The 19,807-nt window shown below is 73.5% G+C and carries 16 protein-coding genes and 1 pseudogene; 4 read left to right on the top strand and 13 right to left on the bottom strand.

Annotated features, from left to right (window positions below; translation table 11 throughout):
* Positions 1 to 306: 306 nt before the first annotated feature.
* From ACFWWQ_RS24255 to ACFWWQ_RS24245, 3 genes are all read right to left on the bottom strand, one after another.
* Positions 307 to 936 carry an MBL fold metallo-hydrolase gene (locus tag ACFWWQ_RS24255; protein WP_384599801.1) on the bottom strand — a complete coding sequence of 210 codons (630 nt, stop codon included), beginning with the start codon at positions 934 to 936 and terminating at the stop codon, positions 307 to 309.
* Positions 936 to 2,021, bottom strand: a complete 1,086-nt coding sequence (locus ACFWWQ_RS24250; protein ID WP_384599798.1) for an S-(hydroxymethyl)mycothiol dehydrogenase — start codon at positions 2,019 to 2,021, stop codon at positions 936 to 938. Before ACFWWQ_RS24250 ends, ACFWWQ_RS24255 begins: the two co-directional genes overlap by 1 nt.
* Before the next feature lie 160 nt (positions 2,022 to 2,181).
* Complete coding sequence (locus ACFWWQ_RS24245; RefSeq protein ID WP_384599795.1) at positions 2,182 to 3,510, bottom strand: enolase C-terminal domain-like protein; 1,329 nt, start codon at positions 3,508 to 3,510, stop codon at positions 2,182 to 2,184.
* A 534-nt stretch (positions 3,511 to 4,044) separates the two neighbouring features.
* On the opposite strand from ACFWWQ_RS24245, the gene ACFWWQ_RS24240 reads away from it, so the two are divergent.
* A complete protein-coding gene (locus tag ACFWWQ_RS24240) occupies positions 4,045 to 4,878 on the top strand; it encodes an HAD family acid phosphatase (protein ID WP_384599792.1) in 834 nt (277 codons plus the stop codon).
* A 94-nt stretch (positions 4,879 to 4,972) separates the two neighbouring features.
* On the opposite strand, the gene ACFWWQ_RS24235 is transcribed toward ACFWWQ_RS24240, so the two are convergent.
* Together ACFWWQ_RS24235 and ACFWWQ_RS24230 are read right to left on the bottom strand one after the other, a co-directional pair.
* On the bottom strand, positions 4,973 to 5,878 hold the full coding sequence (locus ACFWWQ_RS24235; RefSeq protein ID WP_384599887.1) for a ribonuclease Z: 906 nt from the start codon (positions 5,876 to 5,878) through the stop codon (positions 4,973 to 4,975).
* 19 nt (positions 5,879 to 5,897) lie between these two features.
* The gene (locus ACFWWQ_RS24230) at positions 5,898 to 6,254 is read right to left on the bottom strand and encodes a histidine triad nucleotide-binding protein (RefSeq protein ID WP_384599789.1); all 357 of its coding nucleotides are present in this window, start codon (positions 6,252 to 6,254) and stop codon (positions 5,898 to 5,900) included.
* A 269-nt stretch (positions 6,255 to 6,523) separates the two neighbouring features.
* On the opposite strand from ACFWWQ_RS24230, the gene ACFWWQ_RS24225 reads away from it, so the two are divergent.
* Positions 6,524 to 6,952, top strand: a complete 429-nt coding sequence (locus tag ACFWWQ_RS24225) for an OsmC family protein (RefSeq protein ID WP_384599786.1) — start codon at positions 6,524 to 6,526, stop codon at positions 6,950 to 6,952.
* 5 nt (positions 6,953 to 6,957) lie between these two features.
* Here the strand turns inward: ACFWWQ_RS24225 and ACFWWQ_RS24220 are convergent.
* The 4 genes and pseudogenes from ACFWWQ_RS24220 to hrcA all read right to left on the bottom strand — a co-directional run.
* Positions 6,958 to 7,692 (bottom strand): annotated as a pseudogene (locus ACFWWQ_RS24220) (16S rRNA (uracil(1498)-N(3))-methyltransferase); the annotation flags it as partial.
* Positions 7,689 to 8,783, bottom strand: a complete 1,095-nt coding sequence (locus ACFWWQ_RS24215) for a nitronate monooxygenase (protein ID WP_384599783.1) — start codon at positions 8,781 to 8,783, stop codon at positions 7,689 to 7,691. The gene ACFWWQ_RS24215 and the pseudogene ACFWWQ_RS24220, both read right to left, overlap by 4 nt.
* 248 nt (positions 8,784 to 9,031) lie before the next feature.
* Positions 9,032 to 10,168 (bottom strand): molecular chaperone DnaJ, encoded by a 1,137-nt coding sequence (dnaJ, locus tag ACFWWQ_RS24210; RefSeq protein WP_384599781.1) that lies wholly within the window; start codon positions 10,166 to 10,168, stop codon positions 9,032 to 9,034.
* Positions 10,169 to 11,185 (bottom strand): heat-inducible transcriptional repressor HrcA, encoded by a 1,017-nt coding sequence (hrcA, locus tag ACFWWQ_RS24205; RefSeq protein WP_384599778.1) that lies wholly within the window; start codon positions 11,183 to 11,185, stop codon positions 10,169 to 10,171.
* 182 nt (positions 11,186 to 11,367) lie between these two features.
* On the opposite strand from hrcA, the gene ACFWWQ_RS24200 reads away from it, so the two are divergent.
* Together ACFWWQ_RS24200 and ACFWWQ_RS24195 are read left to right on the top strand one after the other, a co-directional pair.
* On the top strand, positions 11,368 to 12,102 hold the full coding sequence (locus tag ACFWWQ_RS24200; protein ID WP_384599775.1) for an MBL fold metallo-hydrolase: 735 nt from the start codon (positions 11,368 to 11,370) through the stop codon (positions 12,100 to 12,102).
* 52 nt (positions 12,103 to 12,154) lie between these two features.
* Positions 12,155 to 12,988: a DUF3097 domain-containing protein gene (locus tag ACFWWQ_RS24195; protein WP_384599772.1), complete on the top strand. Its 834-nt coding sequence runs from the start codon at positions 12,155 to 12,157 to the stop codon at positions 12,986 to 12,988.
* Here the strand turns inward: ACFWWQ_RS24195 and ACFWWQ_RS24190 are convergent.
* The 4 genes from ACFWWQ_RS24190 to ACFWWQ_RS24175 form a co-directional block, all read right to left on the bottom strand.
* On the bottom strand, positions 12,966 to 13,544 hold the full coding sequence (locus ACFWWQ_RS24190; RefSeq protein ID WP_384599769.1) for a Uma2 family endonuclease: 579 nt from the start codon (positions 13,542 to 13,544) through the stop codon (positions 12,966 to 12,968). The genes ACFWWQ_RS24195 and ACFWWQ_RS24190 overlap by 23 nt on opposite strands.
* A gap of 115 nt (positions 13,545 to 13,659) precedes the next feature.
* Entirely contained in the window at positions 13,660 to 14,892 is a 1,233-nt protein-coding gene (gene hemW / locus ACFWWQ_RS24185) for a radical SAM family heme chaperone HemW (protein ID WP_384599766.1), read from the bottom strand.
* A gap of 233 nt (positions 14,893 to 15,125) precedes the next feature.
* Positions 15,126 to 17,435 (bottom strand): SpoIIE family protein phosphatase, encoded by a 2,310-nt coding sequence (locus ACFWWQ_RS24180; RefSeq protein WP_384599763.1) that lies wholly within the window; start codon positions 17,433 to 17,435, stop codon positions 15,126 to 15,128.
* Positions 17,436 to 17,647: 212 nt separating this feature from the next.
* A complete protein-coding gene (locus ACFWWQ_RS24175; RefSeq protein ID WP_384599760.1) occupies positions 17,648 to 19,537 on the bottom strand; it encodes an AMP-dependent synthetase/ligase in 1,890 nt (629 codons plus the stop codon).
* Positions 19,538 to 19,807: the final 270 nt, after the last annotated feature.

Raw genomic sequence — 19,807 nt, 5'->3', positions numbered from 1 at the left:
CGCGCTGTCTGGGCGCGGGCGGCCGCCGCGCCCCCCCCCCTGGCGCGTGCGGTCGGGTGCTCCTCCCCCTGCGCGCCGGGCCCCCCCCCCCCGGGGAGGGGTGAGGGAGGTCCCGGCGGTACGGGACCGGCTGCGGGACCGGCTGCGGGGCGGGCGCGGGGCCCGGCGCGAGGCCCGGCGCGAGGCCCGGCGCGAGGCCCGGAGACCGGGCGCGGGCCGGACGGCGCGAGGCCAGGCGCCCCGCGCCCCCGAAACGGGGCCGGGCCCGGCGCCGAGCGCGGGGCCCGGCGCCCACCTGTTCCGGGCTCAGTGCCCCCTCTTGATCCACTCCTCCAGATGCGGTGCCTCGTCCTCGATCGTGGTGGTGTCGCCGTGGCCGGTACGGACGACGGTCGTCGCCGGGAGGGTCAGCAGCCGGTCGCGGATCGAGTCAATGATCGTCGGGAAGTGGGAGAACGACCGGCCGGTGGCGCCCGGGCCGCCCTGGAAGAGGGTGTCGCCGGTGAAGACCGTGCCGAGGCCCGGTGCGTACAGGCTGACGGCGCCCGGTGCGTGGCCCGGGGTGTGCAGCACCGTCAGGTCCGTACCGGCGATGGTCAGAACCTGACCGTCGGCCAGCTCCCGGTCGGGCGGGGTACCCGGGTGGGTCTGCCGCCACAGCGGCAGGTCGTCGGGGTGCAGATGGATCAGGGCACCCGTACGGGCCGCGAGGGCGGGGGCCGCGTCGATGTGGTCGTTGTGCGCGTGGGTGCAGATGATGGCGCGCAGGGTGCGGCCGCCGAGCGCTTCGAGGATGGCGTCGGCGTCGTGGGCGGCGTCGATGACCAGCGCCTCTTCGTCGTCCCCGACGATCCAGACGTTGTTGTCGACGTCCCAGGTGCCGCCGTCGAGGGAGAAGGTGCCGGAGGTGACGAGGTGGTCGACGCGCGCGGCCATCAGAGCGTCACCACCGAACGCAGCACATCGCCCGCGTGCATCCGCTCGAAGGCCCGCTCGACGCCGTCGATGCCGATGGTCTCGGTGACGAAGCCGCTCAGGTCGATCCGGCCCTGCTGGTGCAGATCGATGAGCATCGGGAAGTCGCGGGACGGCAGGCAGTCGCCGTACCAGGAGGACTTGAGGGAGCCGCCGCGGCCGAAGACGTCGAGCAGCGGGAGTTCCAGCTTCATCTCGGGGGTGGGGACGCCGACGAGGACGACCGTTCCGGCCAGGTCGCGGGCGTAGAACGCCTGCTGGTACGTCTCGGGGCGGCCGACCGCCTCGATGACGACGTCCGCGCCGAAGCCGCCGGTCAGCTCGCGGATCGCCTCGACCGGGTCGGTGGTGCGGGAGTTGACGGAGTGGGTGGCGCCCATGGTGCGGGCGGTCTCCAGCTTCCGGTCGTCGACATCCACCGCAATGATCTTCGCGGCACCGGCCAGCCGGGCGCCGACCACCGCCGCATCACCCACACCACCGCAGCCGATGACCGCGACGGTGTCACCGCGCCCGACGTTGCCGGTGTTGAGGGCCGCGCCGATACCGGCCATCACCCCGCAGCCCAGCAGCCCGGCGACGGCGGGCGAGACGGACGGGTCGACCTTGGTGCACTGCCCGGAGGCGACCAGCGTCTTGTCGGCGAAGGCGCCGATGCCCAGCGCGGGCGTCAGCTCCGTACCGTCCGTCAGCGTCATCTTCTGCTTCGCGTTGTGCGTGTCGAAGCAGTACTGCGGGCGGCCGCGCAGACAGGCCCGGCACTGGCCGCACACCGCACGCCAGTTGAGGATGACGAAGTCGCCGGGCGCGACATCGGTGACGCCGTCGCCGACGGACTCCACGATCCCGGCGGCCTCGTGGCCGAGCAGGAACGGGAAGTCGTCGTTGATACCGCCCTGCTTGTAGTGCAGGTCGGTGTGGCACACCCCGCACGCCTGGATCTGCACCACGGCCTCGCCGGGTCCGGGATCCGGCACCACGATGGTCTCCAGCCGGACCGGTTCGTTCTTCCCCGGCGCGATGACGCCGCGCACTTCCTGTGCCATGGGACAGCCCCTCTCAAAGAACACGTACGGGACCACTGTGGCGTACCGCCACCGAGCCGTGCCACACCGTACGCGGGGCGGGTGGCCGTCCGCAGTACCCGGGACGGATTCCATGATCCGGCGTACGCGAACGGGCGCGGGCCGGTGCGCCCGGCCCCCGTCACCAGCGGGGCACGGCCGGAACGCGCCAGTCCGGGTCGGCGCGACGCATGGCGGCGGCGTCGTCGCGGGAGCGGAGCGCGCCGTCGTCGTCGAGCCAGCGGCGGTGCAGGGCGGCGAGCCGTTCGCGGTCGAGGGTGACGCCGAGGCCCGGTGCGTCGCTCACTGCCAGGGCGCCGTCGCGGAAGGCGAGCCGTTCGGTGAGGACGTCCTCGGTCTGCCAGGGGTAGTGGGTGTCGCAGGCGTGGTCGAGGCGGGGGACGACCGCGGCGGCGTGCGTCATCGCGGCGAGGCTGATGCCCAGATGGGTGTTGGAGTGCATGGACAGGCCGACGCCGAACGTGGCGCAGAGCGCGGCGAGTTCGCAGGTGGCGCGCAGTCCGCCCCAGTAGTGGTGGTCGGAGAGGACGACCTGCACGGCGCCCCTGGTGAACGCCTCGGGGATCTCCTCGAACGTCGTCACACACATGTTGGTGGCGAGCGGCAGCGGCGCGCCGCCCCCGGCCCGCAGGGCGGCGGCGATCTCGGCCATCGGGCCGGTCCCGGCCGCCGGGTCCTCCAAGTACTCCAAGGTGTCGCCGAGTGCGGCGGCGACGCGCAGCGAGGTGGCGACGGACCAGGCGCCGTTGGGGTCGAGCCGCAGCGGCTTGCCGGGGAAGGCGGCGGCGAGGGCGCGGACGGCGGCGATCTCCTCGTCGGGCGGGAAGACGCCGCCCTTGAGCTTGAACGAGCCGAAGCCGTGCGCGTCGGCGAGGCGGCGGGCCTGGGCGACGACGCCCGCCGGGTCGAGGGCCGCGCCCCAGTCGTCGGCCTCGCCGCGGCCCCCCGGGTGCGCGGCCCAGCGGTAGAAGAGGTAGGCGCTGTAGTCGACGCGGTCGCGGACCTTGCCGCCGAGCAGCGCATGGACGGGCAGGCCCGCCGTCTTCCCCCAGGCGTCCAGGCAGGCCACCTCGACGGCGGAGACGACGGAGCGGCGGAGCTTGTCGGCGGTGCGGACGCCGCGCAGCCCGGCGGCGTCGACGGCGCCGGGCCCGGTGGCGTCCGGGGAGTCGCCGCAGACGCGGGCGGCGAGCGCGGGCAGGGCGTTCAGATCGGTGACCCGGTGGCCGGGCAGGGCGTCGGCCAGCGGCCGGGCCAGATCGAGGTAGGCGGTGTCGCCGTACGTCTCGCCGACGCCGGTGACGCCGCCTGCGGTGACCACCTCGACGATCAGGCGCGGCGTGTACGGCTGGTGCACTCCCTGGGTGTTCAGGAGCGGCGGGTCGGCGACCAGGATCGGGGTGAGCCGGACCTCGGTGACGGTGAGGTCGTGAGCACGGGTGGTGGCCAAGGGACGCACTCCTGTCTCCAGAGGGACGCCGCCGGGCGACGGCGTCACGCATGTCCGTACATGCATCTCTGCGTACGCGTCTCCACGTATGCATGTCCGCCCACGCATGTCCGCGTACGCATGTCCGTGTATGCATGCCCGTGTATGCATGCCCGCGTATGCATGCCCGCGTACGCATGTCCACGTACGCATGCCCGCGGATACATGTCTGTGTATGTGGACGGTGTCCACGGACGGGAAGGGAGGCTAGAAGGGTGGCGCGGAAGCGTCAACGGGGCGTCCGGGGCGCGGAGTCGAGCGGCGCGCGCCCCCGCACCCGCCCGGCGCCCGCATCCACCTCCGTCTCCACCTCCGCCGCAACGCCGCCGCAATGCCGCCGCCCACCCCACCCAACTCACCCCTCTTTACCAATCGTTGAATCTCCGCGCGTAGATCCCGCGCCGCGCCTCTGTTACATCTACCTGGTCCGGGCAGGTCAGCCCCGGACCCGCGCGACCCCGCGCGGACCCCCACCGCTTCCCGAAGGAGCCGCGCATGCCCCGCTCTTCCCTGTCCCGCCGCCTTCCGGCCGCCCTCCGCTCCCGCCGGGCCCGGGCCGGCGCCGCGACGGTCGCCGCGCTCGTCGCCGGTACCGCGGTGTTCGGCGCCGCCCAGGCCACCGCGGAGCACTCGGTGCCCCGGACCGACAAGGAGGTCCCCAACCTCGCCCTCGTCCAGGACAAGATCAAGGCGTACTACGGCGACACCGTCACCGCCGACGGCGAGCACTACGCGTCCCCGACGAGCAACTACGCCCGCCAGGTCCACGGCATCGAGGCGAAGGCGCGGGCCTACCTCAGCCGCGCGCTCGCCCGGCAGGACGCCCGCGCAGGCAAGGGCCACGCCAAGCCCGCCCTCGTCCTCGACATGGACGACACCACGCTGCTGACGTACAACTACGAGCTGCGCGAGGGCTTCCACTACACCGAGAAGAGCCAGGACGCCTACCTCGCCTCGACCGACATGGACCCGGTCTTCGGCATGGACCGCCTGGTCGACTGGGCCCACTCCAAGGGCGCCGAGGTCTTCTTCCTCACCGGGCGCAAGGAGGCCCAGCGGGAGTGGAGCGTGCGCAACCTCAAGAACGTCGGCTACGGCGTCCCGCTCGACCGCGCCCACGTCTACCTGAAGGACAAGGAGCACCCCCCGGCCTACCTGCCGTGCGGCGCGGACTGCACCACCGTCGAGTACAAGTCCGGGACCCGCAAGCACATCGAGTCGCTGGGCTACGACATCGTCGCCAACTTCGGCGACCAGTACAGCGATCTGCGCGGCGGCGCCGGTGACCGGACGTTCAAGCTGCCGAACCCGATGTACTACCTGCCTTGAGGGCGCGGGAGTGACCGGCGCCGGTCACTCCCACCGCGTCTCGGCACATCGAACGGGAAGATCCCAGCCGCCCGGGTGCCCAACCACCGTGCGCTCAGCGCCGCTTGGGCACCGGCACCCGCATCAGATCGCGGGCGACCGTCAACTCGCCGGTGAACCCGGCCTCCCGCGCCTGCCGTTCGAAGACGGCCGGGTCGGAGTAGCGCTGCGAGAAGTGCGTCAGGACGAGGTGCCGCACCCCGGCACCGGCCGCCACCTTCGCCGCCTGCCCGGCCGTCAGATGGCCGTGGTCGGTTGCCAGTTGCACGTCCTCGTCGAGGAAGGTCGACTCGATGACCAGCAGGTCCGCCCCTTCGGCCAGCGCGTCCACCCCGTCGCACAGCCGGGTGTCCATGACGAACGCGAACCGCTGCCCGCGCCGCACCTCGCTCACCTCGTCGAGGCGCACCCCGCGCAGTTCCCCGGCGTGCTGGAGGCGGCCGACGTCGGGCCCGGCGATGCCGTGCGCCACGAGCCGGTCCGGCAGCATCCGCCGGGCGTCCGGCTCGACCAGCCGGTAGCCGAACGACTCGACCGGATGCGACAGCAGCCGCGCCTCCAGCGTGTACGCCGGGGTCGTGGCCAGCACCCCGTCCGCCGCGACCGGCTGCTCCGTCAGGCGTACGGTCTCGCGGTACGCGGTGGAGTAGCGCAGCCGGTCGAAGAAGCGCTGCCCGCTCGCCGGGTAGTGCGCGGTGACGGGGTGCGGCACCCGGTCGAGGTTGATCCGCTGGATCACCCCGGCAAGACCCAGCGAGTGGTCGCCGTGGAAGTGGGTGACACAGAGCCGGTTGAGGTCGTGGGCGGCGACCCCGGCGCGCAGCATCTGCCGCTGGGTGCCCTCACCGGGGTCGAACAGCAGGCCCTCGCCGTCCCAGCGCAGCAGATAGCCGTTGTGGTTGCGGTGCCGGGTCGGCACCTGGCTGGCGGTGCCGAGGACGACCAGTTCGCGTACGGACAACTCTTCGACCTTCGCCCCGTCAGACCAGTCGCTGCAGGTCGCGGCCGCCGAGCAGATGCGCATGGGCGTGGAAGACCGTCTGCCCGGCGCCGGGGCCGGTGTTGAAGACGATGCGGTAGCCCGTCGCGTCGACCTTCTCCTCGGCGGCCACCTCGCCCGCCTCGCGCAGCAGGTCACCGGCGATGGCCGGTTCGGCGGCGGCCAGCTCCCGGGCGTTCGCGTAGTGCACCTTGGGGATCACCAGGACGTGGGTCGGCGCCTGGGGGTTGATGTCGCGGAAGGCAACGGTGGTCGCGGACTCCCGGACGATGGTCGCCGGCACCTCCCCCGCCACGATCTTGCAGAACAGGCAGTCGGCCTGCGGTTCTCCCGCCACCGGTGGGCTCCTCCCGGGTCATCGGCCACCACACCCGCCGGAGCGCGAGGGCCGCGCCGTGGGCCGCCCTCGTCACGTCCCGTCGTACGCGGCGGACGCCGTACGCACCGTGCGTACGCCCTCGGATGCTACCGGCCCGGCGCCCCGTACGGCCGGGTGGGCCGACCACGCCGGGGCGCGGGCCGCGAGGACCGTCCGCGCGACGGCTCGGCCTCTAAGCTGACCCCGCACAGCCCCCTTTTCGCCCACGAACCGGGAGTTAACGCACCATGGCCACCACCCGCACCGCCACCACCCACTGGGAGGGCACCCTCCTCCAGGGCAAGGGCACCGTCTCCCTGGACTCCTCCAAGGTCGGGACCTACGACATCAACTGGCCGGCCCGCGCCGAGAAGCCGAACGGCGTCACCAGCCCGGAGGAGCTGATCGCCGCCGCACACTCCGCCTGCTACTCCATGGCCTTCTCGCACGGCCTGGCCGGGCAGGGCTACACCGTCGAGGACGTCGACACCCAGGCCGATGTGACCTTCCAGCCGGGCGAGGGCATCACCGGCATCGCCCTGACCGTCAAGGCGCGCGTGCCGGGCCTGTCGGAGACGGACTTCCAGACGGCGGCGCTGGACGCCAAGGCCAACTGCCCGGTCAGCCAGGCGCTGAAGGGCGTCAAAAACATCACCCTCACCGCCGAACTGGTCTGACCCGCACGGCCGGTGCGCCCCAGCAGCAGCGCCGTCGCGGCCGTACCCGCCGTGGAGGTGCGCAGCACCGTCGGGCCCAGGCGGTACGGCGCGGCGCCCGCCGCCTCGAACGCGGCCAGCTCGTCCGGCGCGACCCCGCCCTCGGGGCCGACGACCAGCACCACCGAACCGGACGCGGGCAGCTCCGCGGTGGCCAGCGGGGTGGCGCCCTCCTCGTGCAGCACCGCCGCGAAATCGGCCTCCGCCAGTAGCTCGGCCACCTGCTTGGTGGTCCGCGCCTCGCCCACCTCGGGGAACGTCAGCCGCCGCGACTGCTTCCCGGCCTCCCGGGCCGTCGCCCGCCACTTCGCCAGCGACTTCGCGGCCCGCTCGCCGCGCCACTGCGTGACACACCGCGACGCCGCCCAGGGGATGACGGCGTCCACCCCGGTCTCCGTCATCGTCTCCACCGCCAGTTCGCCGCGGTCGCCCTTGGGCAGCGCCTGGACAACGGTGATCCGCACCGGCGGCGCGGGCTCCGTCCGCACCTCCGCCACCGCGACCGTCAGCCGGTCCTTGCCCTCGACCGCCGCGACCGTGCCGTACGCGCCGGTCCCGGCGCCGTCGGTCAGCACCACGTCCTCACCGGCCCGCAGCCGCCGCACCGACACCGCGTGACGGCCCTCGGGACCGTCCAGCACCAGCGTGCCGCCGGGCCGCGCGCCCGCCAGCGAATCCACCACGAAAACCGGCGCCGTCATGCCTCGTCCCTCACCTTGTGACCGTTCCACTCCTCGCGCGTCGCGCCCAGTTCGGACGCCAGCAGCGCCACCAGCGCACCGGCGGGCAGCTCCCGCGCCAGCCGGTGCCCCTGCCCGGCCCACAGCGCCATGCCCTGCGCGTCACCCGTCCGCGCGGCCGCCCTCCGCAGCCCGGCGGTCAGATGGTGCACGGCCGGATACGCGGCCGGGGCGTACGGGCCGTGCTCCCGCAGGAAGCGGTTGACCAGGCCCCGGGCCGGGCGCCCGGTGAAGGCGCGGGTCAGCTCGGTGCGGGTGAACAGTGGGTCGGCCAGCGCCCGCTTGTGCAGCGGATGCGCGCCGGACTCGGGGGTGGTGAGGAAGGCGGTGCCCAGCTGTGCCGCCTCGGCACCGGCGGCGAGCACCGCGGCGATCTGCGCGCCGCGCATCAGCCCTCCGGCGGCGATGACCGGCAGCCGCACCGCCTCGCGGACCTGCGTGATCAGCGACAGCAGGCCGAGCGGGGCGCTCGTGCCGTCGGCGTGGGGATCGTCCCGGTGGGTGCCCTGATGGCCGCCCGCCTCGACGCCCTGCGCACACACCGCGTCGGCGCCCGCCGCCTGCGCCGCCCGCGCCTCGTCCGGCGTGGTGACGGTGACGACGGTGTACGTCCCGACCGCGGCCAGCGAGGCGAGCACCGCGCGGGAGGGGCAGCCGAAGACGAACGACACCACCGGCACCGGGTCCTCGCGCAGCACCGCCAGCTTCGCCTCGTAGCTGTCATCCGAGCCGCCGTACGGATCGACCTCGCCGAGCCCGGTCTCATACCACGCGGCCTCACCGGCGAGCTGATCGCGGTAGACCTCGACGGCGGCGGTGTTCGCGAGTTCGGGCTGCGGGAGGAAGAGATTGACGCCGAAGGGGCGGCCGGTCAGCCCGCGCAGCCGCTTGATCTCCTGGTACATGCCGTCGGGGGTCTTGTACCCGGCGGCGAGGAAGCCGAGTCCGCCGGCCTCACCGACGGCGGCGGCCAGCTCCGGACCGGAACCGCCGCCGGCCATCGGCGCCTGCACGATCGGATGACGGCAAAGAGCGGTCAGCGCGGTGGACATGGCCACATCGTGTCATGCCCCGCGCACCGCACCGAAACGGGCAGACCCGCCCGGCACCCCGGCCGACCGGGACCGGCCAACGGCCGCCGAACGCACGTGGGGCCCGGGGAAATCCCCAGGCCCCACACGCGTAGACCTACGGTCGTCTACCGCCCGTTGAACGCATCCTTCAGGCGCGAGAAGAGCCCCTGCTGCCCCGGTTGGCTGCGCTCACCCGGGGACAACCCCCGGACCCCCGGCCGGTACGCCTACCGCCCGTTGAACGCATCCTTCAACCGCGAGAAGAGCCCCTGCTGCCCCGGTTGAAACTGGCCCGTGGGGCGCTCTTCACCACGGAGCTTGGCCAGCCGCCGCAGCAGCTCTTCCTGCTCGGGGTCGAGCTTGGAGGGGGTCTGCACCTCGACGTGAACGATCAGATCGCCGCGGCCGCCGCCCCGCAGATGGGTCACACCGCGCTGGTGCAGCGGGATCGACTGGCCGGACTGTGTACCGGGCCGGACGTCGATCTCCTCCAGGCCGTCCAGCGTCTCCAGCGGACACTTCGTGCCCAGCGACGCCGCCGTCATCGGGATGGTGACCGTGCAGTGCAGATCGTCGCCGCGCCGCTGGAAGACGGAGTGCGGCAGCTCATGGATCTCGACGTAGAGGTCACCGGCGGGACCGCCGCCGGGGCCGACCTCGCCCTCGCCCGCGAGCTGGATGCGGGTGCCGTTGTCGACGCCCGCCGGGATCTTGACGGTCAGCGTGCGGCGCGACCGGATACGGCCGTCACCGGCGCACTCCGGGCACGGCGTCGGCACGACCGTACCGAAGCCCTGACACTGCGGACACGGCCGCGACGTCATGACCTGACCGAGGAAGGACCGCGTGACCTGCGAGACCTCACCGCGGCCGCGGCACATGTCACAGGTCTGCGCCGAGGTGCCGGGGGCCGCGCCCTCACCGGTGCACGTGGTGCACACGATGGCGGTGTCGACCTGGATCTCCTTGCTCGTCCCGAACGCCGCCTCGTCCAGCTCGATATCGAGACGGATCATCGCGTCCTGGCCGCGCCGCGTCCGCGAGCGCGGACCGCGCTGCGAGGAGGCGCCGAAGAACGCGTCCATGATGTCGGAGAAGTTGCCGAAGCCCGCGCCGAAGCCACCGGCCCCGCCACCGCCGCCGGCCTGCGAGAGCGGGTCGCCGCCGAGGTCGTAGACCTGCTTCTTCTGCGCGTCCGACAGCACCTCGTAAGCGGCGTTGATCTCCTTGAACCGCTCCTGGGTCTTCGGATCCGGGTTCACATCCGGGTGCAGCTCGCGCGCCAGCCGCCGGAAAGCCTTCTTGATCTGGTCCTGCGAGGCATCGCGGCCGACACCGAGGACCGTGTAATAGTCCGTGGCCACTTACGACTCCGCCAGGATCTGTCCGACGTAACGTGCCACTGCGCGTACCGCTCCCATCGTTCCGGGGTAGTCCATGCGGGTCGGTCCGACCACGCCGAGTTTGGCGACTGCCTCGTCGCCCGAACCGTAGCCGACCGCAACCACCGACGTGGACGCAAGTCCTTCGTGGGCATTCTCATGCCCGATACGTACGGTCATGCCCGAGTCCTTGGCCTCCCCGAGCAGTTTGAGCAGCACCACATGCTCCTCAAGGGCCTCCAGCACCGGCCGGATCGTCAGCGGGAAGTCGTGCCCGAAGCGGGTGAGATTGGCGGTACCGCCGATCACCAACCGCTCCTCGGTCTCCTCCACCAACGTCTCCAGCAGCACCGACAGCACCGTCGAGACCGTGCCGCGGTCCTCCTGCTCGAAGGAGTCCGGAAGATCCTGCACCAATTGCGGCACATCCGCGAACCGGCGGCCCACGACCCGGCTGTTGAGCCGGGCCCGCAGATCCGCCAACGACGCCTCGCCGAAGGGCTCCTGACAGTCGATCAGCCGCTGTTCGACGCGTCCGGTGTCGGTGATCAGTACGAGCATCAGCCGCGCCGGTGCCAGCGCCAGCAGCTCGACATGACGGACGGTGGACCGCGTCAGCGACGGGTACTGCACGACCGCGACCTGCCGGGTCAGCTGGGCCAGCAGCCGGACCGTGCGGCCCACGACGTCGTCGAGGTCGACCGCGCCGTCCAGGAAGTTCTGGATCGCCCGGCGCTCGGGGCTGGAGAGCGGCTTGACGCCGGCGAGCTTGTCGACGAAGAGGCGGTAGCCCTTGTCGGTGGGGATCCGGCCCGCGCTGGTGTGCGGCTGGGCGATGAATCCTTCTTCCTCCAGGACCGCCATGTCGTTACGGACCGTGGCCGGGGAGACACCGAGCCGATGGCGCTCGGTCAGCGCCTTCGAGCCGACCGGCTCCTCCGTGCCGACGTAGTCCTGGACGATGGCACGCAGCACCTCCAGCCTGCGTTCACTGAGCACCGCGCACACCTCCAGTCCCGCCGTCCTGCGGCTTCCTCACCTGGCACTCCGCCGGTCCGAGTGCCAGTACCGCTCCAGTGTACGGCCGGGTCGCACCGGCGGGGCAAGGGTCCCGCGTGCGACACCGACCACGCCCCGTCGTCCACCGGGCGACGCCACCGCGCTACCGATAGCGTCTCGGCATGCGCACGACTTGGGAAGAGGCGGGATGGGAACGGCTCGGTGACGGCATCGCCCGCCGCCGGATGCCGGGCTGGGACGAGACGGTGGGCGTCGTCGCGGGGACGGACGGCGTGCTGCTCGTCGACACCGGCGCCACCCTGCGCGACGGCGCCGAACTGCGGCTCGCCGTCCGCCGGGTGCTGGGCCGCGACGTGACGCACATCGCGCTGACCCATCCTCACTTCGACCACGTCCTGGGCACCGCCGCCTTCGCCGGGGTGCAGGTCTTCGCCGCCGCCGGGACCGCCGAGCTGATGGCCCGCGGGCGGGATGCGCTCCGGGAGGACGCGGTACGCCACGGCATCGACCCGGACACCGCCACCGAAGCCACCGACATCCTGGTACTGCCGCACCACGGGGTGCACGGCGAGCTGACCGTCGGCCTCGGCGACCGGACGGTGCTGCTCGCCAACGTCGGCCCCGGCCACACCGCGCACGACCTCGCGGTCCTCGTCCCGGGCCGGGGCGGAGCGCCCGAGGTGGTCTTCTGCGGCGACCTCGTCGAGGAGTCCGGCGCACCGTCCGCCGGGCCCGACGCCCTCGGACGGCAGTGGCCCGCCGCCCTGGACCGGCTGCTGGCCCTGGGCGGCGAGGACGCGCGGTACGTCCCCGGGCACGGCGCCGTGGTGGACGCCGCCTTCGTCCGCGCCCAGCGCGACGCGCTCGCCACCCGTTTCGGCGCCCCTCCGGCCTGACCGGCGCCCGTATCCGTCACCCGACCCGTCACAGAACAGGCACGACGACACGATGCAGAGCAAGCGCTACAGCCCCGACCTCACCCCGCCGTGGAAGAAGCAGCGGCCCGCGCCCGAGGTGGCGGCGGAGGCGGATCTGGTGGTCGAGGAGGTGACCACGGGATTCTGCGGGGCGGTGATCCGCTGCGAGAAGTCGGCGCAGGGGCCGACGGTCACGCTGGAGGACCGGTTCGGCAAGCTCCGCGTCTTCCCGATGGAGCCGCGCGGCTTCGTGCTGGAGGGCAAGATCGTCACGCTCGTACGGCCCCGGGAGCGGGCGGCGGGGAGCGGTCCGGCGCGGACGGCGTCCGGTTCGCTGGCGGTGCCCGGTGCGCGCGCCCGGGTCGCCCGGGCGGGCCGGATCTACGTGGAGGGGCGGCACGACGCGGAGCTGGTCGAGCGGGTGTGGGGCGACGATCTGCGCATCGAGGGCGTCGTCGTGGAGTACCTGGAGGGCATCGACGACCTGCCGGAGATCGTCCGCGCCTTCTCCCCCGGGCCCGACGCGCGGCTGGGCGTCCTCGTCGACCATCTGGTGCCCGGCTCGAAGGAGTCGCGGATCGCAGCGGGGGTGACCGATCCGCATGTGTGCGTGGTGGGCCATCCGTACATCGACGTATGGGAGGCGGTGAAGCCGTCGTCGGCGAGGATCGCGGCGTGGCCGGCCGTGCCGCGGGGCCAGGACTGGAAGACGGGCGTGTGCCGGGCGCTGGGCTGGCCGGAGAACACCGGCGCCGCCTGGCAGCGGATCCTGTCGGGCGTCCGCAGCTACCGGGACGTGGAACCGGCGCTGCTGGGGCGGGTGGAGGAACTGATCGACTTCGTTACGGTCGGCGGTGCGGCCTGACGCCGGGGAGGATGCCGAAGTCACCGGTCTCCAACTCGACGTCCAGCACGTCCACCGGCACCGATTCGCCGAACTTGCTGATCCGCTGGACCGCGTAGTCGGCTTCGTCTCCGCTGCCGAACGGCTCGGTGAGCAGGACGCAGTGGCCCACGATGGGGTCGACGATCAGATAGGCGGGGATCTTGCCCGCGGCGTAGAGCGAGCGCTTGATGCCGTAATCGCGATCCACGCTCGTCTTGGAGACCACCTCGACCACCATCGTGACCACCGCGGACGGCAGCAGCCGGCCGGACTCCGGCCCCGCGCCGCTCTCCAGCACCACGAGATCGGGCACCGGCTCGCTCTGCTCGCTCAGGATGTCGATGTCCTGGGTCTGCAGCCGCTCCCACCGCTTCCGCGGGATCTGGTCCATGACCTCCTGGACGATCCTGTTGTGGACCAGGTCCGGTCCCGCCATCATCACGATTTCCCCCCGGAGGAGCTCAACCTTCACGCCCTCGGGAACATCGATGTTCTCGAAGAGCTCCGTCATCCGGCGTTCATCCACAGCGGTCATCTCCATGGCCTCCGTTTCCCGTCGCCGTTTCTGTCTTTCGGCACAGGCTAGGAGGAGCGTAGGCAGGCGCGGGGGCCTACCGCATCGGTTCACTCTTTCGGTAATCAGTCCACCCTCAGTCCACCAGATCCCGCACCACCGCGTCAGCCAGAAGGCGGCCCCGGAGTGTCAGAACGGCGCGGCCCGCGTCGTACGGGACCGGCTCCAGGAGGCCGTCGGACAGCGCGCGGGCGGCGGCGCGCGCCCCCGCGGGGGCGAGGAGGTCCAGGGGACAGCCGTCGGCGAGGCGCAGTTCCAGGAGGATGCGTTCGACGCGGCGGTCCTCGTCGGCGAGGAGTTCGCGGCCGGCGCCCGGGGAGCGGCCCTCGGTCAGGGCCTGGGCGTAGGCGCCGGGGTGCTTGACGTTCCACCACCGGACGCCGCCGACGTGGCTGTGGGCGCCGGGGCCGGCGCCCCACCAGTCGGCGCCGGTCCAGTACAGCTCGTTGTGGCGGCAGCGGGCGGCGTCGGTGGTGGCCCAGTTGGAGACCTCGTACCAGCGGAAACCGGCGGCGGCGAGGCGTTCGTCGGCGATGAGGTAGCGGTCGGCGTGCACATCGTCGTCGGTCATCGGGACCTCGCCGCGGCGGATGCGGCGGGCCAGCTGCGTGCCCTCCTCGACGATCAGGGCGTACGCGGAGACGTGGTCGGGGCCGGCGCCGAGGGCGGCGTCCAGGCTGGCGCGCCAGTCGTCGTCGCTCTCGCCCGGGGTGCCGTAGATCAGGTCGAGGTTGACGTGGCCGAACCCGGCGGCGCGCGCCTCGGCCACGCAGGCTTCGGGGCGGCCGGGGGTGTGGGTGCGGTCGAGGATCTTCAGGACGTGCGGGCGAGCGCTCTGCATGCCGAAGGACATGCGGTTGAAGCCGCCCTCGCGCAGCTCGGCGAGGTAGCGCGGGCCGACGGTCTCCGGGTTGGCCTCGGTGGTGATCTCGGCGCCCGGGGCAAGCCCGAACTCGTCGCGGATCGCGGCCAGCATCCGGCCGAGGTCGGCGGCGGGCAGCAGGGTCGGGGTGCCGCCGCCGACGAAGACCGTCTCGACCTGGCGCGGATCGTCGCCGAGCACCTTGCGGGCCAGCCGGATCTCCTCGATGAGGTGATCGGCGTAGGTCTCCCTGGAGGCGAGGGCCCCGCCGGGGCCACGCAGTTCGCTTGCGGTGTAGGTGTTGAAGTCGCAGTAGCCGCAGCGGGTCGCGCAGTACGGGACGTGCAGGTAGAAACCGAGCGGGCGGCCGGCGGCGCCGGTCAGCGCGGCGGCGGGCAGCGCCCCGTCCCCGGGCATCGGCTCCCCATCGGGCAGTGCGGAAGGCATGGGGTCCATTGTCCGTCATACGGGGGCGAGCCGGGGCCGCGGCCCGTCCCGGCTCCCGCAGGGCGGGCGCGGGCGGGGCGGCGGGCATCGGGGGCGGGCCCCTGGGCGCCCCGGGCGGGGCGGTGGCCCGGGGCGCCGCGGCCGGTGCGGCGGGCAGCTGGGCAGGCCGGTGGGCAGGCGCCCGCCGCACGGGCCCGCGCCCCGCAGCCGACGCCCCGGGCCCACGGCTCGTCCTACCCCGTCTCCCCCTCCGTCCGTCCCTCCGGGAGGGCCTGGAGGACGAGGAGGGCGAGGTCGTCGTCGGGTGGGGTCGGGGAGAAACCGTGGACGGCGCGGCGGATGTGTTCGGCGATGTCGGTCGCGGGCAGGCCCGCGCAGGCGGCGAGGGTGCGGGCCAGGCCGTCGTCGTCATCGAACTGGTTGCGGCCGGAGCGGCGTTCGGTGACCCCGTCGGTGACGCAGAGCAGCGTCTCGCCCGGGGCGAGGTCGAACGCCTCGCTCTCGTACGTGGCGTCGCCGACCACGCCCAGCAGCATCTGCGGCGCGGCGACCACCCGGACCGTGCCGTCGGTGCCCAGGACCAGCGGCAGCGGGTGACCGGCGCTGGCCAGGGTGCAGCGGACGCCGCCGGAGCCGTCCGGGTGCGGGACGATCTCGCCGTAGAGCAGCGACAGGAAGCGGGCCTGTTCGCCCTCGTCGCGCAGGCCGACGGAGGACTGCACCCCGGCCTCGGCGGCGACGGCGGCGGCCACCGCGGCGACGGAGTCCGCCGCCTCGCGGGCCATGGTCTCGTTGAGCCGGTCCAGCACCGCGCCGACGCCGAAGCCGTCGCGGGCCAGCAGCCGCAGCACCGGCCGGGCCAGCCCGGTGACCGCCGCCGCCTCCGGGCCGCTGCCGCAGACGTCACCGAGGGCGAAGCACCAGCGGCCGTCGCCCGCGTCGAAGAGGTCCCAGAAGTCGCCGCCCGCCCAGGCACCCGCGCGCGGTTCGTAGACCACGGCGGAGGCGACGCCCGGGACCCGCGCCCGGCCGTGCGGCAGCAGCCGCCGCTGGAGGACCCGGCTGATCCGCTCCTGCCTGCTGTACGCGCGTGCGGTGGCGACGGCCCGGGCGACCCGGCGGCACAGGTCCTCGGAGAGACCGACCGCCGCATCGGGGAAGCGCGGCAGCCCGGCCCGCCCGAGCAGCACCGTGCCCAGCCGGAGGCCGCCGCTGATCAGGGGGCAGGCGAGGGCTGCGCCACCGGCGGCGGGCCGGGCGTCCGGCAGACGCTCGGCGTCCGGTACGGCCTCGGCGATCGGCGCGCCCGGTGTGCTCGGCCCCCCGGGGCCGTCCGGTACGGCCGGGTCGCCGGGATCCGCCCCGTCCGCGCCCTCCGGCCACGCCCAGGGAACCGCCGAGCCGTCGGTGGCGCGGGCGGTGGCCGGGGGCGGGGCCTTCTCCAGGGCCAGCCGCAGTGGGTCGATGCGGCTCTCGCGGGAGTGCCAGACGTGGGCGAGGCGCGGCGGTTCGTCGCCACCGGCCGCGCCCGGCACCGGACCGCCCGCCTCACCGTCGTAGAGCCACACCGCGCACCAGTCGGCGAGCCGGGGCACCGCGAGCTGGGCGGCGAGGGAGGCGATGCGGTCGGCGTCGAGCGGGCCGGAGAGCAGGTCGGACGCCTCGGCGAGGAAGGTCGGCGCGCCGTGCGTGATCCACTCGGCGGCCGCGCCCGAAGGGTCGTCGTCGGGCGCGGCGTACCCGTAGGAGGTGTCGCTGTAGATGCCCGCCCCGTAGGCGGCGTCGGCGTATCCGGCGGCGGGCGGGCCGGCCGCCGGGGCCTCGGTGTCCGGGTACGCGCCACCGGTGTCCGCGGGGTCACGGCCGGGCACCGGGCGGTACGCGCCCTCGGGAGGGCCGTCAGGGCCGTCAGGGCCGTCAGGGCCGTCAGGGCCGTCAGGGCCGTCAGGGCCGTCAGGGCCGTCAGGGCCGTCAGGGCCGTCCGCGCCGCGGTACGCCGCGGGGGCGTCGTCCGGGGCGGTGCGGGCGGCCGGTACATGGCCGGGCGCCCGGTCCGGCCCGGGGTCCGGCGCGGCGGTCGCGAGGCGGAACCAGACGGTCTTGGCGGCGCGGTCGTAGGTGATGCCCCAGGAGGCGGCGACCGCGCCGACCAGCTGCAGGCCGTGGCCCGCGCCGCGGGGCAGCTCACCGTGGTGCGGCCCGCACACGGGCCGGGTGGGATGCCGGTCCGCCACCTCGACGACCAGTCCGCCGGGCCCGTCGGCGTCGAGGCAGCAGCGGACGTCGACGTCGGTACCGGCGTGCACCACGGCGTTGGTCACCAACTCACTGACCAGCAGCACCGCTTCGTCCGTCACCTTGCCGTCCAGCCCCTCCGCACCCGGTGTCTGCCGGGCCGCCCAGTCGGTGAGCGTGGCGCGGATGAAGCGGCGGGCGTCGGCCGCCGCCCGTGCCGTGCCCGGCAGCGCGAGGGAGCGGTCCGTCCCGGCCGCGCCCGCCGGGCCCGCGGCTCCGGTCTCCGCCGCTAACGCAGTCGTCGTCATCCCCGCACCTCCCGCGCGGCACGGCCGTCCGCCGCGTGCCGCACGGACAGGGTGACAGACCGGGCGCTTGCCACGACACCGCGTCATCGCGGAACGGCGCGCGGACGGCGGGCGAGCGGCCGGGAAACGCAGGCAGCGGGCCTGTGGACAGGTCCGTCACCGGACGGGCGAGGGGGCGCGCGGCGCCCCGGCGCCCGCCCGGGCGGGCGCCCTCACGCCTCCCGCGCGCCCGCGTACATCTCGTCGAGGAGGTCCTTGAAGGCCCGCTCGACGACCGGCCGCTTGACCTTGAGGCTGGGGGTGACCTCGCCGTGCTCGATGTCCAGGTCCCGCGGGAGCAGCCGGAACTTGCGGACCTGCTGCCAGCGCTGAAGGCCCTCGTTGACCTGCTCGACATAGCCGTCGATCAGCTCGCGGGTCCGCTTGTCCGCGACGACCTCGGCGTACGGGCGGCCGCCCATGCCGTGCTCGCCGGCCCAGGTCAGCAGCGTCGGCTCGTCGAGCGCGATGAGGGCGGTGCAGAAGTTCCGGTTGGCGCCGTGCACCAGGACGTGGGAGATGAACGGGCAGACCGCCTTGAAGCGGCCCTCGACCTCCGCCGGGGCGATGTACTTGCCGCCCGACGTCTTGATCAGGTCCTTCTTGCGGTCGGTGAGCCGCAGATAGCCGTCGGCCGACAGCTCCCCGATGTCGCCGGTGTGGAACCAGCCGTCGGATTCGAGGACTTCGGCGGTCTGGGCGTCCAGCCCGTGGTAGCCCTGCATGATGCCGGGGCCGCGCAGCAGGATCTCGCCGTCCTCGGCGATCCTCACCTCGGTGCCGGGCAGCGGCTTGCCGACCGTGCCGGTGCGGTACGCCTCGCCCGGGTTGACGAAGCTGGCGGCGCTGGACTCCGTCAGGCCGTAGCCCTCCAGGATGTGGATCCCGGCACCGGCGAAGAAGTAGCCGATCTCCGGGGCGAGGGCGGCGGAGCCGGAGACCGCGGCGCGCAGCCGTCCGCCGAACGCCGCGCGCAGCTTGGCGAAGACGAGCGTGTCGGCGACCTTGTGCTTGGCGGCGAGCGCGAAGGGGACGGAGCCGTTGCCGGTGCGGCGGAAGGTGTCCTGGGAGACCTTGGCGTACTCCCGGGCCACGCCCGCCGCCCAGTGGAAGATCTTGTACTTGGCGGCGCCGCCCTCGCGTGCCTTGGCGGCGGCGCCGTTGTAGACCTTCTCGAAGATGCGCGGGACGGCCGCCATGTAGGTCGGCCGGACCACCGGCAGATTCTCGATGATCTTGTCGACCCGGCCGTCGACGGCGATGACATGGCCGACCGAGATCTGCCCGGCGGTCAGCACCTTGCCGAAGACGTGGGCGAGCGGCAGCCACAGGTACTGCACGTCCTCCGCGGTGACCATGCCGGTGGCCTGGATGGCACACGCCATGTACGACCAGCAGTCGTGCGCCAGCCGTACGCCCTTGGGGCGGCCGGTGGTGCCGGAGGTGTAGATGAGCGTGGCGAGCTGGTCGGCGCGGAGCGCGGCGACGCGTTCGGTGACGCAGTCCGGGTGCGCCTCCAGGTAGGCGGCACCACGCTTCTCCAGATCGGCGAGGGAGAGCACCCAGCCCTCCGGGTCGTCCTCGGCCGGGCGCGCGTCGGCCTCCTCGATGACGACGACATGGGCCAGGTCGGGCAGGTCGGCGCGGCGTTCGCGGACCTTGTCGAGCTGGGCGGCGTCCTCCGCGATCAACACCCGGCTGCCGGAGTCGGACAGGATGTAGGCGGTCTCCTCGGCATTGGTGCTGGGGTAGACGGTGGTGGTGGCGGCGCCGGAACAGAGCACGCCGAGGTCGGCGAGGATCCACTCGACCCGGGTCGCCGCGGCAAGCGCCACCCGCTCCTCGGGGCGCACCCCGAGCGCCATCAGACCCGCCGCCGTGGCATACACCCGCTGCGCGGCGTCGTTCCAGGTCAGCGACTTCCAGCCGTCGGGGCCCGCGCCCGAGGCGGGCGGCACGGGGTGACGGAACGCCTCCGCGTCGGGCGTCGCGGCGACCCGCTCCAGAAAGAGGCTCGCCACCGAGGGCGGCCGGTTGTCGATCAGCGTGTGAGTGTCCGTCACGGCATCCTCCGGGGCCCGCTACATTGCTGGTGACTCGCGAGTAACCTTTGAGCAGAGATCAGAGTAGGCCGCGTTCCGCCGCCACGTAAGGGTCTACGGCCGACTGGTTCACGAAGTGATCCGTACGCCGTACGCGCAGATGTACCCACACCGCATTCCCGACATATCACCGAAAACCCACCGTCCGGGATGTCTCACCACCCGCGGGCCCGGGTTTGGCGGGTGGGGGGGGGGGGGGGGGCGTGGGGGGCGGGCGGCGGGGGGGAGAGG

It is taken from the genome of Streptomyces sp. NPDC059080 (assembly GCF_042739975.1).
GTDB lineage: Bacteria > Actinomycetota > Actinomycetes > Streptomycetales > Streptomycetaceae > Streptomyces > Streptomyces benahoarensis.
This window is presented reverse-complemented; position numbering and strand designations above follow the sequence as displayed.